This window comes from Candidatus Poriferisodalis sp. (assembly GCF_965208555.1).
Classification (GTDB): domain Bacteria; phylum Actinomycetota; class Acidimicrobiia; order Acidimicrobiales; family Poriferisodalaceae; genus Poriferisodalis.
Map to the genome: position 1 here is coordinate 578,353 of NZ_OZ242342.1, position 19,812 is coordinate 598,164.

Here is a 19,812-nt window from a genome sequence, read left to right on the forward strand (position 1 = left end):
CCGGGTTCACCGCCGGAAGATCGCCATCTGGGTCGGCGATCCGCAATCAGGGTCCTGCGGGCCGATGCCGTCGATCTCAAAGCTGTAGCCGAACCGGTCTGACACGCTGTGAGCCCAGGCAGCGAATTCACTCCGGGTCCATTCGAAGCGATGATCGCCATGCCGCAGGCCTGCCGGACTGAGATGCTCGAACTTCGTGTTGTATTCCCGGTTCGGCGTCGTCAGCACCACGGCGCCCGGCACGGCATGACCGAAGACGACCTCGGCGAGCACATCGAGCCGTTCGATGTCGACATGCTCGATCACCTCCACCATCGTCGCTATGTCGAAACCGCATACGCGCGGGTCTGTGTAGGTGAGCGCTCCCTGCTGGAGCGAGATCCGTTCCCTGCGCCGCTCCGACAACTCATCGACGCTCAGGCGTCGCTGCGCTCGCTGCAGTGCGGCGATCGAGACATCGATGCCCAGCACCTCGGTGACTGCGGGCTCGGCGACGAGCCGTTCCAGCAAGCGGCCTTCACCGCATCCCAGGTCGACAACCCGGCCTCCCCCGAGCCCGCGGACAGCGTCGGCGACCGCCTCCAACCGCTGTTCGCTCAGTTTGAGCGGGCGTTCGATCGCCTGCTCATGGCCTTCTTGACGCTCGGCCACCGCATCGCAGTCCTCGCCGGCATCCGCCAGGCGGGACAGCGCTTCGCGGGCATAGCCGCCAAAGCGCAGGTACCGCCGGGAGATCATCTGAGTTTCGGGATGCGACTTGACCCAATCGCCGCCCCGTCGCAGCAGCTTGTCGATCTCGTCCTGCCCGATCCAGTAATGCTTGCGGTCGTCCAGCACGGGCAGCAGTACGTAGAGGTGTTCGAGCGCGCGTCGGACCGTATGCCGACCGCTCACGCGCACCCCGAAGTACGGGCTGTCGCCCCACGGCCGGAAGTGCGTGTCCAGCGCGATGGGCTGGGCCTCTACGTCGTAGCCGAGTGGTTCGAACAACCGCCGGAGCACTTCGGAGCCGCCCCGCACAGGCACGACCGGCAACTCCACTTCAAGATCCAAGGACAGCTCGACCAACTCGGGACGGGCATCGCACTTGCCGCTCATCGCCGTGCGAAACAGCCGAGCGAGCGCCACGCTGAGCATTGACGACGCTACATACGGTCGGTCGTTCACGTACGGCTCGAGGCCCCCGGGCCGATTCCGGCGCTGGCTGCGGGCCAGCCCGACCGGATCGACTTCGACAAAGACCGTCGCGGTGCACCTGTGCTGCGTCGCTTCGGGATAGAAGACGTGGGCTTGCCCGAAACCGACATCAACCGACCGCACCCGGTCGGGATGCTTGTGCAGCAGGAATCCCAGGTCCCGGGCATCGGGTGTCGTCGAGGTCAGCGAAACCAGCATGGAGGCCTTATTCAAACCGATGGGCCGCCGAGGACCGCCGCATTATCGAGAGCATTGCCGCGCTTCAGGGCCCGAACAGGGTTCAGCGATCGCGCGTAGTCTCAGCGGGATGCGAATACGGTCGTGGGACACGACCGATCGACGCGAGGGGGCGTGACATGAAGGCTGCAGTGCTCTGCGAACAGCCAGGCGACCTGGAAATCGAGGACCTGCGGATCGACAAGCCGGGGCCGCAGGAGGTGCTCATCCAGACCAAGGGCGCGGGGCTGTGCCACAGCGACCTGCACTTCATGGAGGGCCTGTTCCGCACGCCGCTCCCGCTGGTGATGGGCCACGAATCGGCCGGTGTGGTGGAGGCTGTGGGCAGCGACGTGAGCTACGTGAAGCCCGGCGACCACGTGGTGGCGTGCCTATCGATTTTCTGCGGCCAATGCCACCGCTGCCTGTCGGGCAACCCGCACCGCTGCACCAATATTCGGGCCACCTCGCGGGCCAAGGGCGCCGCGGCCCGGCTCGAGCGTGACGACAGCACCGAGGTTGGCCAGATGGCTCGGCTCGGCGGTTTCGCCGAGCAGATGCTCGTGCACCAGAACGCTGTGGTGAAGGTGCGGCCAGACATGCCGCTCGACCGGGCCTGCCTCATCGGCTGCGGCGTCACCACAGGCTTTGGCGCCGCAGTGAACACCGCTGGCGTGGGCGTGGGCAGCGTGGTGTGCGTGATCGGCTGCGGCGGCATCGGGCTGTCGGCCGTGCAGGGCGCTCGGGTTGCCGGCGCCGGGCGCATCATCGCCGTGGACATGACCGAAACGAAGCTCGAGACCGCTCGCCAGATGGGCGCCACCGACACCGTCAATGCCGCCGAGGTGGACGACGTGGTCACGGCGGTGAAGGACATGACCGGCGGCGGCGTGGAGTACAGCTTCGAGGCCATCGGCCTGGCCACCACGGTGCAGCAGGCGTTCAACATGCTCGACATCGGCGGCACCGCCACCGTGATCGGCATGGTGCCGTCGAAGACCAAGGTGGAGCTCCGCGGCATCGACTTCCTGTCGGAGAAGAAGCTGCAGGGCTCGATGATGGGTTCGAACCAGTTCCGCAGCGACATTCCGATGATGATCGACCTGTATCTCGACGGGCGCCTGATGCTCGACGAGATGATCTCAGCACGTATCGACCTCGACCAGATCAACGATGGCTACGGCTGGATGAAGGCCGGCGAGGCCACCCGCACCGTCGTCACCTTCGACTGACCCAGCGACCGTCCTGCGAAGGCAGCAGGGCCCCGCGGCCGAGATGCCGTCAGACAGTTCCGCAACGCCGAGGGGCGAGCGCAACACCGCTCTGGACGCGGTGCGGGGCGTCGCAGTGCTCGGCATCTTGATCATGAACGCCGTGGCGTTCGGCCTGCCTGCCGCCGCGTACACCAATCTCGATGCCGGCGGATCGCGATCTTTCCTGGACTGGATGATCGGCGGAGCGGGCGAGATCTTCGCCGACCAGAAGTTCATGGGCCTGTTCTCGATGCTGTTCGGCGCGGGAATCGTGCTGTTCGCCGAGCGGGCCGCCGCCAAAGGGCGGCGCAGCGTGCTGCTGAGCCTGTGGCGCAACGGGTTGCTGCTGGTCATCGGCATCGTGCACCTGTCGTTCTGGGACGGCGACGTGCTGTTCGTCTATGCGCTGTGCGCGCCGATCGTGCTGGCCCTGCGCCGCCTGCCGACCAAGGTGCTCTTCTCGCTTGGCGGCGCGTGCTACGCCGCTGTCGCCGTCATCTCCTGGCTCGTGCAATCGTCGCTGCGCAGCTTCTCGGCCGTGCTCATCGACTTCTGGAACGACGGCGAGTACTACGACGTCATCGAAGCCTGGTTCCTGGCCGACTACTTCGGACGGGCAGTGGGCGCCATGCTCATCGGCGCAGCGCTCTACCGGACCGGCATCATCACCGGCCGCCTGCCGGCTGCCTTCTATCGCCGCCTCGCAGTGTGGGGTCTCGGCGTCGGGCTGCCGCTGTCGAGCGCCGGATTAGCCCTCATGGCGGCAACCGACTTCGACATCGACTGGGCCGTCGCAGGCACCATCCCCAACACCATCGCCACGGTGCCGCTCTGCCTCGGCTACCTCAGCCTGATCGTGCTGTGGAACTCAGCCCGAGACTCGGCCCTGCGGCAGCGCGTCCGTGCGCTCGGCCGGATGGCGCTCACCAACTACCTCAGCCAGACCGCCCTGGGCCTCATCGTGCTCGGCGCGCTGCTGGGCGATGTGGAGCTGAGTCGCACCTGGGCCGCCGTGTTCGTGGTGGCCGTGTGGGCGGTGCAGCTCTGGTGGTCGAAGGCCTGGCTGGACCGGTTCAGCTTCGGCCCGGTCGAGTGGCTGTGGCGCTGCGCCACCTATCGCCGCTGGCAGCCGCTGCGTGCCCGCTAGCTGACGCGCCGAGTCGCGTTGCCCGACTTCGACTACGGCAGGATCGGCGTGGCTTCCATGTAGCCGGGCTCGAGGAATTCGACTCCGGGCGTGACGCGGGCCAGCTCCGTCGCGATCGACGAGGTGTCAGTGGGCACCGAGAACCCGGGCAGCCAGTTGTCGTGATGGCCGAGGATGACCTTGCGGGGCCGCAGCAGGTCGGCCTGGCGCCCGATGAACTGCGCCAGCGAGCCCTGGATGGGCTCGCCGTCGATGTTGCCGCGGCCGGCCGCCGCCAGAATCGCCACGTCGGGGCGCAGGTCGCGCATCACACCCGACCAGTGCCCCGAGGTGTCCTGGAACAGCACCGATCCGTCCGGCGCCTCGATCAGGAACAGCAGCGCTCCCCCATCGCCGCGGTCGCTGTGGCCGGCGGCTGACGCCGCTATGTGGGAGCTGGTGGCGGCATCGACCTCGGTCGCCAGGTACTTCATCAGCTCCGCGAACTTCTGCTGCTGCTCCTGCCACGTCACGCCGAGATCGCCGAGGCAGACGTGGTCGGGCTGGTCCATCTCGGTATGCGACCACACGCAGGAGTGCTGGCTGGGATACACCGACACCCGCACGCCTGCTCCCCGATCACCCCGGCTGAGATCCACCGTCTCGCCGCCGGCCACGCAGATCATCCTTTCTTCGGGGACTCCGGCTTCTGCCATCACCCGCACCGACTCGTAGGACGCGATCAGGGTGGCATCGGTGTTGGCCACAATGCGCTCGGCCCCATAGAGGTGATCGAAGTGCGAATGGCCCACGAGCACCCAGTCCGCCTCGGTGACATCGTCGGCCGACAGGCCCGGGCCGACGGCGTTGTCCGCCCGGTCGATGTAGGCGTCGAGGAAGATCACCAGGCCGGCCGTGCGCAGCCGGAAGGTCGCGCACCCATACCAATCGAGCGTCGTTGTCACAGGTGGGACCCTACGCGCCCGCTAGCGGCGGCTCGCTGGAGGGATCTGAGGGATGCCTTCGATCGGAGAACAAGACCTCCACGCGCGCCACTCGCTCCCTCACAAGCACGAGTTCGCCGGCGACATGGTCGATGCGACCGCCGAGCAGCGCACCTTGATGGTCGATGCGACCGGCAAGGTGGTACGTGATCGTCAATCCGGTGCCGACGAAAGCCACCACGATGCTTGCCGCCGCCACAAGCACGACCCACGCTTCGACCACGATCGACGTCGCTGCGAGGGAACCGGCGGCCATGGGCACACCATAGAACGGCTGATCCAGGACGACGCGCCCAATTTGGACCGCCGCCGGCACCGGGCACACTGGCGCGACTATGGGTGGCTGCCGTGGGGGAAACTGCCGGGCTGCGGCCCGCCTCGGAACGACGCTCATGCTGCCTTGGCTGACGGTGTTGGCATTGGTGACCGGGTGCTCGCCGACGCGCAACAACGACGTTCCTCTCACCGGCGGCGACGCACTCAGCGGCGATCTGCATGTCCTTGTCGCTGCTTCGTTGCTGCCCGTCGCCGAGACGCTTGCGGCCGACTTCGAGCGGCGCCACTCAGGAGTGGAAGTGCTGATCTCGGCGGCGGGAAGCTCCGCGTTGCGCGAGCAAGTGCTCGCCGGAGCCCCGGCCGATGTTTTCGTTCCCGCCGACCCGGTGCATCTCGAGACAATCAGCGACGAGATGGGTCTCGTGGGCACGCCGGTAGCAGTGGCCCGAAACTCGCTCGTGCTCGCGGTGCCGGCCGGCAACGACGCGGGGGTCGCATCGCTCGCCGATCTGTCACGTCCCGAGCTGCTGATCGGGCTCTGTGCCGCTGAAGTGCCTTGCGGGACCCACGCTCGGGCCGGGCTGACCCGGGCAGGCATCGCAGCGGCCCCCGATACCGACGAGCCCAACGCCCGCGCCCTCGTCACCAAACTGGCCGCCGGCGAACTCGACGCCGCGGTGGTCTATGCCAGCGATGCCGCTTCCGTCGAGGACATTGAGGACCTGGGCTGGCCGGCCGGCGCAGCGCCCGAGACGACCTACCAAGCCGTAGTGCTCACCGATGCACTCAACCCAGGGGCCGCGGCGGCTTTCGTGGAGTTCTTGCTGTCAGCGACAGCCCGAGACGCTTTCGAGGACCACGGGTTTCGGGCACCATGACGGGCACGACATCTCTGAGTGCATCCGAATCGGACGAACAACCGGTCCGCCGGGCGGCGCGGGAGCTGCCGCCGTGGCCGGTCGCGCTGCTCGCCGGTCTCGGCGTCGTGCTGTTCGCCCTCCCGCTCGTCGGGCTCGCCGCGCGCGCCCCGTGGACCGGGCTCTGGACGCACCTGTCGAGCCGCTTCGTGGTGGATGCCGCCGTGCTTTCGGTGGTGTCGTCGGTCGCAGCGGCCGCGGTAGCCGCGATCGTCGGCGTGCCGCTCGCATGGGTGCTGGCAAGGGTGCCCTTCCGGGGTCGCTCGGCGGTGCGAGCGCTCGTGACGCTGCCGATGGTGCTGCCGCCGGTCGTGGGCGGGGCGGCGCTGCTGTTCGCACTCGGCAGGCGCGGTGTCGTCGGCGGGCCGCTGCACGATGCCACCGGTCTGCTGCTGCCGTACTCGATCTGGGGTGTCATCCTGGCGAATGCGTTCGTTGCCACGCCGCTGGTGATTCTCACCGTCGAGGGAGCACTGCGGAACCTGGATCGGCGGTACGAGGCCGCCGCCGCCACGCTCGGGGCATCGCGGCTGCGCACGCTGTGGAAGGTGACGCTGCCGATGATCGGGCCCGCGTTGGGTGTGGCGACGGTGGTGGCCTGGGCCCGCGCCTTGGGAGAGTTCGGCGCCACGGTGACGTTCGCCGGCAATCTCGGCGGACGGACCCAGACGCTGCCACTCGCCGTCTTCGTGGCCCTGGAGTCGGACCGGGACGCTGCGGTTGCCATCAGCCTCGTGCTGGTCGCGCTGTCCCTCGGTCTGTTGATCGCCCTGCGGGATCGCTGGTGGCCGAGCCGATGAGTACCGAAGTCACCGAAAGGCACGCCAGCGGGCTGGAGGCCGACATCCGGCTGGTGCGGGGCGATTTCGAGCTGGACGTGTCGCTGCAGGTAGCCGCAGGCGAGACCGCGGCACTGCTCGGCCCCAACGGTGCGGGCAAATCCACGATCGTTGCGGCAATCGCCGGGCTGCTGCCGCTGGACGGAGGCATGGTCCGGCTCGCCGGCAGGGTCCTCGACGATCCCGACGCCGGCGTCTTCATCGCACCCGAACGCCGTCGTATCGGCGTGGTGTTCCAAGACCAGGTCCTGTTCCGCCATCTCAACGCGCTCGACAACGTCGCCTTCGGCTTGACCGCCCGGGGTATGCGCCGCGCTGAGGCTCACGAGCATGCGCAGGCCTGGCTTGATGCGATGGACCTCGGCGATCTCGGTCACCGGCGGCCCCGGGCGCTGTCGGGCGGCCAGCGCCAGAGGGTGGCCCTCGCCCGGGCGCTCGCCTGCGGTCCCGATCTGCTGCTCGCCGACGAACCGCTCGGATCATTGGACGTCACCGCTCGCAACCGACTCCGGCGCAACCTGGCCGCCCATCTCTCCAGCGGACGCAACGGCGGCGGCACCACTGCACCAGTACCGCCGCACGGCACCCCCGACGTGCCCCGCCTGTTGATCACACACGACCCGACCGACGCGTTCGTGCTGGCCGATCGAGTGCACATCCTCGAGGACGGGCGACTCACCCAGTCGGGAACGCCCGATGAGCTGCGGCGCGCCCCGGCCACCGACTACGCCGCCGACCTGTCCGGGATCAATCTGGTACGCGGCACGGTTCAAGGCGGCGAGATCACCGTGACGCCCGACGACGGTGCTGCGACGGACGGCGGCAGCCGTCGCAGCGCGGTGCTGCTTCACGCCGCCGATACGACAGCGAGCGGGCCGGTCCTGGCCACGATCCATCCACGGGCGATTGCACTGCACCGCGAGCGGCCCAGCGGCAGCCCGCGCAATGTGTGGCGCACGACTGCTGAGGCTGTCGAACCGCTCGGCGACATCACCCGTGTGCTGCTCGGCGCTCCGCTGCCGCTGACAGCGGACATCACGCCAGGGGCGGCTCACGAACTCCTGATCCGACCCGGCACCACACTGTGGGTGTCGGTCAAAGCCACCGAGGTCGAGCTCGCTCCCGACAGCCGCGACTAGCCCGAGCGGCTGACAGTCACCCCGCTCAGCCGGAGCGGCTGACGGAGGTCCACCCCTTGCCGGCGCCGGGACGATCGTCGAATTCGGCGGCGTAGCGGTCGAAGAAACCGGGGTCGGCCGCAGCCGCGGCCGCCGCGATGTCGTCACGCGCGATTGCTGCTTGCCACACGTCGATGAGACGGTCCTCGGCCTCGTAGTCGAACCGGTCGACCAGCGAGCGCTCCATGACACCGCCGGGCTCCGGGTGATGCTCTTCGCGAGCTAGCCAGCGCGCCGTGTCCGTCAGCCCCTCCACCGGGTCCACGACATCGCGATAGCCGAGCTGGTGAATCGCCTTGTCGCAGTTGATCACCCGGTGATGCGGTGTGCTGCGCTGCGTGAGGTGGTGGGACACGGCTGCGAATTCCCACGGGATCGACACGATCTCGAAGCTGTGGTCCAGCGCCGCTGCGATGATCTCGACCCACTGCAGCAGCGTGGGCGTCCACTCATCGGACACGTTGTAGGCCTGACCGGACGAGCGTGCGCCGGCGTCGACGGCCGCCAGCACCATCGCTGCGGCATTGCGCGAATCGGCCATTGCCTGCAACGTCACACCGCCGTCGGGCAGCACTATGCGAGTGCGGCCATCGAGCACGCGGCGCACGATCTTCCATTCGCGCGGGCTGATCTGTCCGGGGCCGTATATCCACGGGTAGCGCAGGTGCGAGGCCGTCGGGTGCTCACCGAACACGACGAGCTCCGTGTTGGCGATCTGGCGCACCTTGTTGTTCACCCTGAAGTCCGGCGGCTCGTCAGAGACCAGGCGATCGAGCTCGCGCGTCGGCACTCGCATGCCGGCGGGCCACAAGGCATCGGCGTCGCCCCAGCCGCTGTAGACGGGGAAGCCGCCGATGCTCACGAACTTGGCGACACGACCCGCCATCACCCGTGCGATCTCACGCAGCCGGCCGTACATCACCACCGACAGGTCGTACGTGGCCGGGCCGATGGCTTCGGCGAACTGGGCGGCGTCAAACGGATCAGTGTGGATGTGGGTGACGAGATCGGTGATCTCGTCGACCTCATGGCGTCCCGTGTGCAAGATCGTCACCCGGTAGCCGCGCTCCAGCAAGCCCTTCACCACGTGGGGCCCTGTCGGGCCGGTGCCGCCCACGACCAACGCCGTTCGCTCGCTCACGCCGAAGCAATCTAGGTGCCGGGCCAGTGAAGCAAGCTCGATTCGCCGGTACGCTCCCGCAACGATGAGCGCGAGTGTCAGCGGAACCGGGTCATGAGCGAGTACAGGCGCGGCACCCGGGTAGTAGTAACCGAGGACATCCCTGGAGTTCCCGAAGGCACGCCGGGCAAGTGCGGCAGGGGCCTCGGATTCGCCATCAAGCGGTATCGCGTGCGGTTCGACAATGACGTCGAGGCAATCTCGGTCGCCCACAGCAAGCTGGTGCCCGAGGACGAGTGGCCGCAATTCCTGGCCCGCAGGGCCCGGGAGGAGATCGAGGCCGCGCAGGAGCGTGCTCGCCTCGCCGAAGCTCGCGCCGCAGCCGCCGAGTCCCGCGGGCTGCCAGCAGCGAGCACCGAGGAGCCGGCTGCGGGAGAAAGCGCAGCACCGGCAGCCGAGACACCCGCAGAATTGTCCGGCGACGAAGGCGACGGCGATCCGCGGTTGGCCGCACTGCTCGCCCGCTCCAAGTCCGCGCGCGACGCAACCGGTGTTGCGGCGCCGGAGAGCACCGCCGCAGCGGCACCCGAGACACCCGAGACCACGACAGAGGAGCCCGCACCAGCGACTGCTGCGGCTCCTGCTGCAGAGCAGGAGGCCCCCGCTCCTGCCGCCGCTCCCGCCGCGCAGCCGGAAGCGGCCGAGCCCGCCAAGCCGGCTCGCTCAGCGCCGCCATCGGGCCCAGAACGCGTCGAGATACCCGAGTTCGTGCCCGGCCCCGAAGTCGATCCCGACTACACCCCAGCGGCAAATCGGGTGAGCGAACTCATCTCCGAAGCACGCAAGGACGGCTGACCCACCGCCTTGCGCCGTCAGGCAGCCGGCGGCGGGAAAGGCTCAGGGTCGGCGAAGCGTCGCACGACGTTGGCTGTGATGCGTGCGATGTCGTTGTCGTACCCGTCGCGGGCCAGCGCGCCGAACCACGAGATCGAACCGACCGAGAACACCGCCCCGCCGTTCGGCGTCTCGTAGAAGACCATGTCGGCGCGCACCATCGGGTCGGGAGTCGGGAAGAACACCGAGCCCTCGAACTCCTCCTTGGTGCGCAGCATGTCGGGCCCGAACGTGGTCGCCGAGGCCAATACCACAGCGTGGCCTGGTGATCCGAGCCGTTCGTCGTAGCGGTCCACCTCCTGACCAGCTGCGCCGCCGCCCAACCCGGAGGTGCCGATGTGCTCGCCCGGCACCCCGTCGAGGATCCACGCCGCGCGCGAGCTGTCCGCTCCGGGATCGCGGACGAAGTAGGTGGCCTTCTCGAAACCCTGCGCCGCGAAGCCGATGCCGCAGATCTCGTTGGGGGCACGGCCCTGGCGGCGCCACAGCCCCCCGTACTCGCCGCCCCAGGCGTGGTAGCTCTCCCCCGGCCCGGTCTGCCAGTTCCGTACGCCGTCCTCTGCCCGGCGCAGCTCGATGGCACCCGGCCAGGCGTCGCTGAACGCCACCCGCCAGTAGAAGCCGTTGCCGCCCAGGTACATCAGCCGGCCGCCGTCTCGCTGCCAATCGGCGAGCGCGTCCAGCATGGCGGTGGACCAGTACTCAGGGTGGCTGCCGGTCACCAGCACCCGGTACGGCGCGATGGCAGCCAGGCCGTCGGCGTGCAGGTCCTCGTCGGTCACGATGTCGTGGCCGACTTCAAGGTGCTCGAGGAAGGCGTTGATGTCGGTGTCAGGCGTGAAGTTCCAGCCGTCTGCGCCGGGGCGCAGGTTCAGTACCGGCCGAAGGCGCGAGCTGAACATGACGCCGCTGCGGTCAGGGTGTTTCTCGTAGTGGCTGAGGCCGAGCTCGGGATGATCCCGGACATAGGCGTGCTCTGGCCGCAGCTTGACGCGCGTGGACATGAAGTCGGCACCGTCGATCAGCATCCGGTGGTTGGCGTAGGCCATGTATGTCGCTGTCGGCATCAGCAGGGCCACGTCGGCGGCGCGTGCGCCTGCGGCGGGGCGGACGAAGAACGGCACCCGGTCGTCGCCGGCAGCGCCGCGCACCCGGAAGGCGTAGATCCCGCTCGGCAGATCCTCCGGCAGCGTCGCCTCGACGGTGGTCTCCCAGCCGGCGTCGTACTGGTCGTCGTGGTGGAAGTGGACGGCGTCGTAGTGCGCTGGATTGTCGGACCACCGGTGCGCAGAACCGTCCCACGCGGGTCCGGTGATCCCACGGGTCGGCAGCTGGTGCAGCACGAGCGGTCCGGCGGCCCCCTCGCTGGCCGGCACTGTGCGACCGGCCATGTCGGCGCTGAGATCCCAGCGAGCGGTGGTTTCGCCGCACTGCAGCACCGGTCTCGCGATGCGGCCGTCGTATCGTTCGCCGCCGCGGCCGGCAGCGAGCCACAGCTCATCGGGAGCGAACCCCGCAGCGGGAGCCGTCGAACCCAAGGTTGTCGCTGCTCGCACGCCGTGGTCGGCGTGCAAGGCCCAACCCGACGACAGGTCGCTTGCAGATCTGTCGCTGAGCCGGTCTCCTTCGACGGCGTCTCGACCAGGCGAGTCCGAGAGCGGTGTCACCAGCACGGCGCTCAGCGTCGCCGACTCGGGGTCGAGATCGGCTGCGATCAGGTACCACCGGTTGCGGGTGAGCGGTACCTCGTCGATGACGACTCGAGTCTCTGGCCCGGTCGCCGCGCTCACCGCAACCGCTCGACCTCCGTCGAGTTCGAGCCGCAGGATGTCGATGCTTGCCGATCCCTGAGGTGCCGCTGCGGGCCGTGCCGTCAGTGTCGCAATGCGCGCCGGCCGATCAGGCAGTGTCGGCATCACCCATGCCTGCAGGGCCACCCGTCCTCCGCCCGGAAGGCTGTCGAGGGATGCAACGCCGTACGAGCCAGGGGTGAGCGGCTGTTCGTCGAGTTCGACCGACCAGCTTCCGGCTGCAGGTACCGGCCGCTCGTCGAAACCGGGGCCATATCGGGTGGGGTCTCCGCAGACGATCTGCGTGATGTCGACTTGAGCCGGGCCCGGCTGATGCGACGATGCCATCAACCGGATCGGCTCGCCGGCGCGCAGCGACCACGGCTCGCAATAGCCGGTGACTCGTTTGGCCTCGGGCGCGTCAGTGTCCGTCACCGCTGTGACCTCCGGTGGGCAGGCAATCCTGCGGTGATCAGCGCTGCGACCTGAACGACTCGTAGTCGGTGACTGCGAACCCGTCAGCTCTCCAGCCGGCGAAGCCGGTCTCGATATGGCTGACCTTGGCCACTCCCATGTCCTGCAGCGTGTCAGCAGACAGGGCGGACCGGCCACCGGCCGCGCAGCTCAAGATGAGCTCTCGGCCTTCTTGGAACTCTGCCTTGGTGTACGGCGAATCGGGCGAAACCCAGAACTCGAGCATGCCGCGAGGTGCGTGCGTAGAGCCCACGATGGCACCGTCTCGCTGGAGCTCACGGACATCGCGGATGTCCACGATCAACGCGTTCTCCTCGGTGACACGCCGGTGCGCCTCCGCCGGTGAGATGTTGTCGATGCGGGTCTTGGCCTCCGCAACCATCTCGTTCACTGACTTGACGCCCATCGGTTCCTCCTAGCAGCGCTTGTTCCGGCGGCCAGCCTGCCACCGTGCCCGCAGTCTCACCGACGCGAGCATTCGAGTCCACTCGACCCGCAGGTCGCCGCGCCCGCCGGCTTCTCGCTGGCACACTTTCTGCGGTGACGACACCGCTCGGGCCGGCGCCAGGCCGCTTCTGTTTGGGCATCGATACCGGCGGCACGTTTACCGACGCCGTCGTGTACGCATTCGGCGCCGATGGAGCCGCCGACCGCGTCGTGGCGGCTGCCAAGACCCCGACCAGGCACGATGACCTCTACGGCTGCGTGGTCGAGGCCATGACGCGCGTGCTTGCCGGAGGCGACGGATCAGCAGATCCATCAGCTGCATCAGCCCCTGCAGGCAGCCCCCCGAGCGCAGCCGACATCGGGCTGGTGGCGGTCTCGACGACGCTGGCAACGAACGCGCTCGTGGAGGGTGCGGGCCGTCCCGCCGGCTTGGTCGCCATCGGCTTCGAACTCGAAGCGCTGGCGCGCGTCGGCCTGGGAGTGGGCAACGCGCAGCGAGGCGGCACGCGGGCGGGCTCCCCGTCCGGTGACCGGGGCAGCGGCCCCGACCACGAGCGCGCGAGCGGGAATCTGGCCTCCGCGCCGGTGGTGCTGGTCGGCGGCGGCCACACCGCCCAAGGTGACATGCGTGCCCCCCTGGACCTGGACGAACTGCATCGGGCTACGGAACTCATCGACGGAGCTGTCGATGCGTATGCGGTGGCGGCCCAATTCAGCGTCCGCAACAACTCGCACGAGTTGGCGGCGCGTGACGCCATTCGCCAGCTCACCGGCAAGCCGGTGACGTGCAGCCATGAGCTGTCGCCGCGGCTCGGCGGCCCGCGCCGCGCAGTGACGACGCTGCTCAACGCCCAGCTCATCTCGGTCACGGCGCGGTTCACCGACGCGATCCGGGCAGCCATGGCGTCGCTCGGACTCAACGCGCCGCTCATGGTCGTACGCGGCGACGGCTCGCTCGTGGGGGCTGACTTCGTGACGCTGCGCCCCATCGAAACGGTGCTCTCTGGACCTGCGGCGAGCGTGATCGGCGCCCGCCACCTTGCGACGTCGGCCCCTGAGAGTGGACCCGACATCGACGCGGCCTGTCTCATCGCCGACATCGGCGGCACCACGACGGACATCGCCGCGATCCGCGACGGCGTTGCCGTGGCAGGGTCGTCCGACGACGACGACACGGCCGTCGTGGCCGGTCACGCCACGATGGTGACGGCGCTTCCCACGACCACCGTCGGGCTGGGCGGAGACAGCGAGATCTGGATCCCCGCCGATGGCGCCAGCGGCGAACTGGCCATCGGGCCGCGCCGGGTCATCCCGCTGTGCGTCGCAGCCCGGCGGCATCCCGATGTCGTGCTGGGAATGCTGCGCCAGCAGCTCGCCGCAGACACTCCGCTGGCCGAATTCGGACAGGTTCTGCTCGACGCGAGACCCGAGGGCCCCGACGCCGGCGCTGGCGGCAATGACGGTGCTGGCGGCATCGATGGCGAAGTCATGCGGCTGGTGCAGGCGGCAGGAGGGGCGCTCCAGTTGGCCGACCTGAAGCGATCGGCCCGCTGGCGTGGTGCGCTGGGACGGCTCGAACGCAGCGGCGCGCTGCGGCGTGCGGCGCTGACGCCGACCGATGCCTGCGTCGTGCTCGGCTTGGTCGATGCGGAAGCGGTGGGCGATGCAGAGGCGGCGCGGCTGGGCAGTGAGCTGTTCAGCCGCCAGCGCGACCGCTACGGCGTCGAGATCGGCACGGGGGCCGTCGAGTTGTCGCGGCGGGTGCTGGGGGTGGTGCTGCGTGACGCCGCAGAGGCGCTGCTAGGCGTGGCGCTCGGTTCTGACGGCATTGTCCCCACCGAGATTCGGCGGCCGCTCGCCCAGGCCGCGCTCGACCGCCGGCAGCGCACCCTCGGCCGTCCCGCTGCGCCTGGGTCCGTTGGCCAAGCGTCAGATAGTGCAGCGTCCGATGGCGCAGCGCCCGACGAGGTGCCGCTCGGCTATGCGGCGCCCGGCGATGCAGCGCGTAGCGGCGCAAGCCCGCTCTGGGGCCTGCTTGACCTCGGCGAGTCCGCAGGCGTGCCCGTGGCCGGCGATGTCGTATCGGAACCGTCCGATCCGGTGCCGCTCGCGCGGATCGACGCCGGCGTGGCCGTTCCGATCGTGGTCATCGGCGCGCCCGCCGTGACCTACGCACCCCTGATCGCAGATCTACTGGGCACGGTCTCGGTGGTCCCCCCTCACGCCGAAGTGGCGAATGCCGTCGGCGCAGCGGTGGCGCGCATACGGATCACCAAGCACGTCACCGTGACGGCTCCCCGCCGCGGCAGCTACCGGGCGCACTGGGGCGAGGATCCGCCGATCTGGCACAGCCTGTCCGAGGCCCGGGAGTGGGCAACAACGCAGGCAGTCGAGGCGGCGAGGTCCGAGGCGACCGAGGCGGGTGCGCTCGATCCCGAGGTCACCGTCGACTTCCAGACTCGCACCGCCCCGAGCAATGGCCGCGAGCTCTTCGTCGAGGCGACACTGCGGGTCACCGTCGCCGGTCGCCCCTCACTGACCTGAAGCCCCGCCGGCTCCTTGTTGGGGCGGCGAGGCTGCGTGGACGAGCTTGCCTTCGGTCCGGCAGGTGGTCTCCACCGTTGCCAGCCATTCCACATCGGGTACGGGCCGCGCCATGGTCGGGTCATCGGCAAACGCAGCCTCCAACGCCGCTGCGACGCCCAGCAGCCGCCGGTCGCTGTAGCTCGGGCCGACGAACTGCAGACCGAACGGGGTGCCCTGGCCGTCGAGACCGCACGGCAACGCGGTCACCGGATGACCCACCACTGTGAGCGCCGCCGACAGGCCGAGCCATGCCATGTAGTTGCGCACTGGCTGCCCGTCGATCTCGGCGGGATAGAGCTGGTGCCAGTCGAATGGCGGCACGCTCACTCCGGGGCAGATCAGGACGTCGAACGTGTCGAACAAGGCGTCGGTCGCCCGGTACAGCTCCACCTGGCGGCGCCGCGCCTTCGCGATGTCGAGCACTGTCGTCCGCAGCGCCTCGTCGTAGGTGGCGCGGATATTGGGGTTGAAACCGCCGTCTGGGTTCTTGGCGTCTGGGCCGGCCGCATCGGGGTCGAACCGGTGAATGCTGCGGTGATAGTTGGTGGCGAAGATGTCCGAGCGGAGCTGCCAGTCCACCTCCAGCGCGTCGCTGAGGTCGATGTCGGCCTCCTCGACCGAACCGACGATGCCAGCCAGCCGCTCGATGCGGTCAGCGAACGCCGTCTTGACAGCTCCGGAGACCAGCAAACCGCCGAGATCGGCGCTGACGCCGACCCGCAACGACGTCACGTCGACGACCGGCAGGTGAGCCAACGAAGCTGCGTCGAGCGGGAACGCCATGGGATCGCGGCGGGCGGCGCGATCGCGACCGGCGACGACCGACAGCAGCAGCGCAGCATCGGCGACCGTACGAGCCATCGGTCCCTGCACGCTGTAGTTGGTCCGCCCGATCGTGCGCTCATCGTGCGCGACAGTGCCGGGCGTGGAGCGATGGGCGACCACCCCGCAATACGAGGCCGGGATGCGCAAGCTGCCGCCATGATCGGACCCCGTGGCAAGGGGCGCCATCCCGCATGCCAGCGCCACAGCGGAACCGCCGGAGCTGCCCCCGCAGGTCAGCGACGGATCGAACGGGTTGCCGGTGGCGCCGAAGAGGCGATTCACCGTGTTGGCGCCGATGCTGAGCTCCGGTGTGTTCGTCTTGCCGATGATGACGGCGCCGGCTGCCCGCACTCGCGCCACGATCCCGTCGTCGGCGGCCGGCACGTTGTCGGCGAAGGGCACGGCACCGTAGGTGGTAGTCAGCCCGGCCGTTGCTTGGATGTCCTTGATCGCCACCGGCAGTCCTGCCAACGACCCCAGCGGTTCGCCCTGCGCACGGGCACGGTCGATCTGCCGTGCTGTCGCACGCGCCGCATCGCGATCGCGGATGACGAGGGCGTTCACCGCGGGGTCGACGGCATCTACCCGCGCGAGGCACGACTCCAGCAGCTCTGTGGCAGACAGCTCGCCAGCTTCCAGCAGCGCTATCGCACGAGTCGCGTCAAGGTCGCACGGTTGAGCCATCTTCCGGAGCGTGCCACATCGCCACACTTCAGGCCGCGTGTTCATGCTGTGCCTGCCGCTCAGGCTCCCAGTTTCGACTCGATGCGGGCTCGCGGGCCGCTCAGACCCGGGGCTCAGCCTCCGACGCATCGCTAGTCTCTGCGGCGATGAGCGGCACCGATGGAGTGAGCATGAACGACGGTGAGCCGAGCGTCCATGACGTCGTCGTGGTCGGCGCCGGTTTCGCCGGCATGTACATGCTCCACAAGCTCCGCGGGCTCGGATTCGACGTGGCGGTGGTCGAGCGAGCCAGCGGCGTCGGAGGCACGTGGTACTGGAACCGCTATCCGGGTGCCCGCTGCGATGTCGAGTCGATGCAGTACTCGTACTCCTTCGATCCCGAACTCGAGCAGGAATGGGAGTGGACCGAACGCTACTCCGGCCAGCCCGAGATCCTCCGCTACGCCAACCATGTCGCCGACCGCTACGACCTGCGCCGCGACATCCGCTTCGAGACGACGGTCACCCAGGTCGACTGGGACGACGCCTGCAGCCAGTGGCGCCTGCAAACAGACCGCGGCGAGTTCCGGTCGCGCTTCGTCGTCATGGCAACCGGTTGCCTGTCGACGGCCAATGTCCCGCACTTCGACGGCGTCGAGTGCTTCGAGGGGCCCACGTACCACACGGGTCGCTGGCCGCACGAAGGCGTTGACTTCTCCGGGCTGTCGGTGGGCGTGATCGGCACGGGGTCGTCGGCGATCCAGGCGATTCCCGTCATCGCTGCCGAGTGCCGTGAGCTGACGGTCTTCCAGCGCACGCCGAACTACTCGGTGCCCGCCCGCAACGAGCCATTGGATGCAGCCGATCAGGCCGACTGGAAGGCCAACTACCGCGAGCGGCGGGCCAGGATGCTGACTCAGCAAGCGGCGATGGTGCAGCGACTGCCCGATGGCGAAGAACCCGCGAAGGAAGCAGGCGCGACCGAGTTCGACGAGCGCATGCAGGAGCGGTGGGAGGTGGGCGGCTTCACCTTCTACCGGGCCTACGGGGACATCGGCCTCGACGCCGAATCGAACGGCCGGGTGGCGGAGTTCGTCCGCGGCAAGATCGCCGAGATCGTCGACGATCCCGAGACCGCAGCCAAGCTCACCCCGCACAACACCATTGCGTGCAAGCGCCCGTGCCTCGACACGAACTACTACGAGACCTTCAACCTGCCGCATGTTCACCTGGTGGACGTGTCCGATACGTCGATCGAGCGAATCTCGGCAGCCGGCGTTGTGGTCGGCGGCGAGGAGTACCCGGTGGATGCAATCGTGTTCGCCACAGGCTTCGACGCCATGACCGGAACCCTGCTGCGGATGAACATCACCGGACGTGACGGCGCTCGACTGGCCGATCATTGGGACGCCGGGCCGCGCACCTATCTCGGACTGGGCGTGACCGGTTTCCCGAACATGTTCACCGTGTCGGGGCCCGGCAGCCCGTCGGTGCTGACCAACATGATCCCGTCCATCGAGCAGCACGTCGACTGGATCGCCCGGTGCCTGGTGGACCTGCGCGAGCGGGGTGCCGCCACGATCGAGCCCGAGCCCGATGCCGAGGCCTACTGGGTCGATTACGTCAACGCCGTGGCCGATCTCACGCTGTTTCCCACCTGCAACTCGTGGTACCTGGGGGCGAACATCCCGGGCAAAACCCGGGTTTTCATGCCGCTGCCGGGCTTCCCGCCCTACGTTGAGATCTGCGAGGACGTGGCGTCGGACAACTACCGCGGGTTTGTCCTCGCCTGATCGACCCAGAGCCTGATCGACCCAGAGCCCGGACCGTCCCGAAGGTTGCAGATGAGATTCACGCCGACCGAGTTGACCGGCCCCGAACTTGACCTCCAGGCGGAGGTGCGCGAATTCCTGGCCGCCGAGCTGCCGCCCGGCACTCACGAGCCGTGCCTGGGCATGGCGGCGGATCACGACCGGGAGTTCTCCGCCAAGATGGCCGCCCGGGGCTGGGTGGGTATGGCGCTGCCGTCCCGCTGGGGCGGGTCGGACCGCACGGCCGTGCAGCGCTTCATCGTGGTCGAGGAGATGCTGCGCTGGGGCGCACCCGTGGGGCACCACTGGGTGGCAGACCGTCAGACCGGCAACGTGATTCTGAAGTTCGGTACCGACGAGCAGCGCGAGCGGTTCCTGCCGCCGATCTGCCGGGGCGAGCTGGGCTTCTCCATCGGCATGAGCGAGCCCGACAGCGGATCGGATCTGGCCTCGGTGACGACTCGTGCAGAGCGTGCGGACGACGGGTGGGTCGTGAACGGCACCAAGATCTGGACGTCGAACGCGCACATGAACGACTGGTTCATCTGCCTGCTGCGCACGGCGCCCATGGAAGACGGCAACAAGCACGCCGGGCTGTCGCAGTTCCTGATCGACCTGCGCTCGCCGGGCCTCGAGATCAGCCCGATCCCGTTCCTCGACGGCAGCCACCACTTCAACGAGGTGACGTTCCACGACGTGTTCGTGCCGGACGCCAACGTGGTGGGCCAGCCGGGCATGGGCTGGCACCAGAACACCACCGAGATGGCGTACGAGCGGGGCGGGCCCGACCGCTGGCTGTCACCGTTCTCGACGGTGGAGCAGCTGCTGCGCGAGGCCGCCGGCACGCCGATGGAAGCCGCTGTGTCGGACCTGTTCGGCGAGCTGGCGGCTCGCTGGTGGGGCATCCGTAACCTGTCGCTGTCGGTGGCCCGGCTGATCGACGAGGGCGAGGCCCCGTCGGTGGAATCGGCGCTGGTGAAGGAGATGGGCACCCGCTACGAGCAGGAAGTGGTCGAGAAGCTGGTGCAGCTCATCGACGAGGAATACTCACCCGAGTCCGAGTCGCTGTTCGAGCGGCTGCTGGCGCAGTGCGTGGTGACCTTCCCGGGCAACACGATCCGGGGCGGCACCATCGAGATCCTGCGCTCGGTCGCCTCGAAGGGCTTGCAAGGGTTGCCGGCATGACGGCAACCTCA

Annotated in this window: 16 protein-coding genes; 9 read left to right on the forward strand and 7 right to left on the reverse strand. The window is 68.7% G+C overall.

Annotated elements, in window-relative coordinates; all coding sequences use genetic code 11:
* Positions 1-6 precede the first annotated feature (6 nt).
* Positions 7-1,395 carry a 3' terminal RNA ribose 2'-O-methyltransferase Hen1 gene (locus tag ACOGXE_RS02730; protein WP_419932419.1) on the reverse strand — a complete coding sequence of 463 codons (1,389 nt, stop codon included), beginning with the start codon at positions 1,393-1,395 and terminating at the stop codon, positions 7-9.
* 158 nt (positions 1,396-1,553) lie between these two features.
* Here ACOGXE_RS02730 and ACOGXE_RS02735 point away from each other — a divergent pair, with 158 nt between their 5' ends.
* Positions 1,554-2,645, forward strand: coding sequence for a Zn-dependent alcohol dehydrogenase (locus tag ACOGXE_RS02735; RefSeq protein WP_419932420.1), 1,092 nt, complete (start codon positions 1,554-1,556; stop codon positions 2,643-2,645).
* A gap of 43 nt (positions 2,646-2,688) precedes the next feature.
* The gene (locus ACOGXE_RS02740) at positions 2,689-3,813 is read left to right on the forward strand and encodes a DUF418 domain-containing protein (protein ID WP_419932421.1); all 1,125 of its coding nucleotides are present in this window, start codon (positions 2,689-2,691) and stop codon (positions 3,811-3,813) included.
* A gap of 32 nt (positions 3,814-3,845) precedes the next feature.
* Here ACOGXE_RS02740 and ACOGXE_RS02745 read toward each other — a convergent pair whose 3' ends face one another.
* Positions 3,846-4,757 carry an MBL fold metallo-hydrolase gene (locus ACOGXE_RS02745; protein WP_419932422.1) on the reverse strand — a complete coding sequence of 304 codons (912 nt, stop codon included), beginning with the start codon at positions 4,755-4,757 and terminating at the stop codon, positions 3,846-3,848.
* Between the two features lie 10 nt (positions 4,758-4,767).
* Positions 4,768-5,052 (reverse strand): hypothetical protein, encoded by a 285-nt coding sequence (locus tag ACOGXE_RS02750; protein WP_419932423.1) that lies wholly within the window; start codon positions 5,050-5,052, stop codon positions 4,768-4,770.
* A gap of 136 nt (positions 5,053-5,188) precedes the next feature.
* On the opposite strand from ACOGXE_RS02750, the gene modA reads away from it, so the two are divergent.
* The 3 genes from modA to ACOGXE_RS02765 are packed head-to-tail and all read left to right on the forward strand — an operon-like array spanning position 5,189 to position 7,967.
* On the forward strand, positions 5,189-5,950 hold the full coding sequence (modA, locus tag ACOGXE_RS02755; protein ID WP_419932424.1) for a molybdate ABC transporter substrate-binding protein: 762 nt from the start codon (positions 5,189-5,191) through the stop codon (positions 5,948-5,950).
* Complete coding sequence (gene modB, locus ACOGXE_RS02760) at positions 5,947-6,789, forward strand: molybdate ABC transporter permease subunit (protein ID WP_419932425.1); 843 nt, start codon at positions 5,947-5,949, stop codon at positions 6,787-6,789. The genes modA and modB overlap by 4 nt, the downstream gene beginning before the upstream one ends.
* Complete coding sequence (locus ACOGXE_RS02765) at positions 6,786-7,967, forward strand: ABC transporter ATP-binding protein (protein WP_419932426.1); 1,182 nt, start codon at positions 6,786-6,788, stop codon at positions 7,965-7,967. The genes modB and ACOGXE_RS02765 overlap by 4 nt, the downstream gene beginning before the upstream one ends.
* 25 nt (positions 7,968-7,992) lie before the next feature.
* Here the strand turns inward: ACOGXE_RS02765 and ACOGXE_RS02770 are convergent, their stop codons facing one another.
* Positions 7,993-9,147, reverse strand: a complete 1,155-nt coding sequence (locus tag ACOGXE_RS02770) for an NAD-dependent epimerase/dehydratase family protein (protein WP_419932427.1) — start codon at positions 9,145-9,147, stop codon at positions 7,993-7,995.
* Between the two features lie 93 nt (positions 9,148-9,240).
* Here ACOGXE_RS02770 and ACOGXE_RS02775 point away from each other — a divergent pair, with 93 nt between their 5' ends.
* Positions 9,241-9,981: a hypothetical protein gene (locus ACOGXE_RS02775; RefSeq protein WP_419932428.1), complete on the forward strand. Its 741-nt coding sequence runs from the start codon at positions 9,241-9,243 to the stop codon at positions 9,979-9,981.
* Between the two features lie 17 nt (positions 9,982-9,998).
* Here ACOGXE_RS02775 and ACOGXE_RS02780 read toward each other — a convergent pair whose 3' ends face one another.
* Both ACOGXE_RS02780 and ACOGXE_RS02785 read right to left on the reverse strand, forming a co-directional pair.
* Entirely contained in the window at positions 9,999-12,245 is a 2,247-nt protein-coding gene (locus tag ACOGXE_RS02780) for a N,N-dimethylformamidase beta subunit family domain-containing protein (RefSeq protein ID WP_419932429.1), read from the reverse strand.
* Positions 12,246-12,282: 37 nt separating this feature from the next.
* Positions 12,283-12,690 carry a rhodanese-like domain-containing protein gene (locus tag ACOGXE_RS02785; protein ID WP_419932430.1) on the reverse strand — a complete coding sequence of 136 codons (408 nt, stop codon included), beginning with the start codon at positions 12,688-12,690 and terminating at the stop codon, positions 12,283-12,285.
* Positions 12,691-12,824: 134 nt separating this feature from the next.
* Here ACOGXE_RS02785 and ACOGXE_RS02790 point away from each other — a divergent pair, with 134 nt between their 5' ends.
* Positions 12,825-15,275 carry a hydantoinase/oxoprolinase family protein gene (locus ACOGXE_RS02790; RefSeq protein ID WP_419932431.1) on the forward strand — a complete coding sequence of 817 codons (2,451 nt, stop codon included), beginning with the start codon at positions 12,825-12,827 and terminating at the stop codon, positions 15,273-15,275.
* On the opposite strand, the gene ACOGXE_RS02795 is transcribed toward ACOGXE_RS02790, so the two are convergent.
* A complete protein-coding gene (locus ACOGXE_RS02795) occupies positions 15,264-16,826 on the reverse strand; it encodes an amidase (protein WP_419932432.1) in 1,563 nt (520 codons plus the stop codon). The genes ACOGXE_RS02790 and ACOGXE_RS02795 overlap by 12 nt on opposite strands.
* Positions 16,827-16,972: 146 nt before the next feature.
* Between ACOGXE_RS02795 and ACOGXE_RS02800 the strand changes: the two genes are divergently transcribed.
* The gene (locus ACOGXE_RS02800; RefSeq protein ID WP_419932433.1) at positions 16,973-18,598 is read left to right on the forward strand and encodes a flavin-containing monooxygenase; all 1,626 of its coding nucleotides are present in this window, start codon (positions 16,973-16,975) and stop codon (positions 18,596-18,598) included.
* A 51-nt stretch (positions 18,599-18,649) separates the two neighbouring features.
* The gene (locus tag ACOGXE_RS02805; RefSeq protein WP_419932434.1) at positions 18,650-19,801 is read left to right on the forward strand and encodes an acyl-CoA dehydrogenase family protein; all 1,152 of its coding nucleotides are present in this window, start codon (positions 18,650-18,652) and stop codon (positions 19,799-19,801) included.
* Positions 19,802-19,812: the final 11 nt, after the last annotated feature.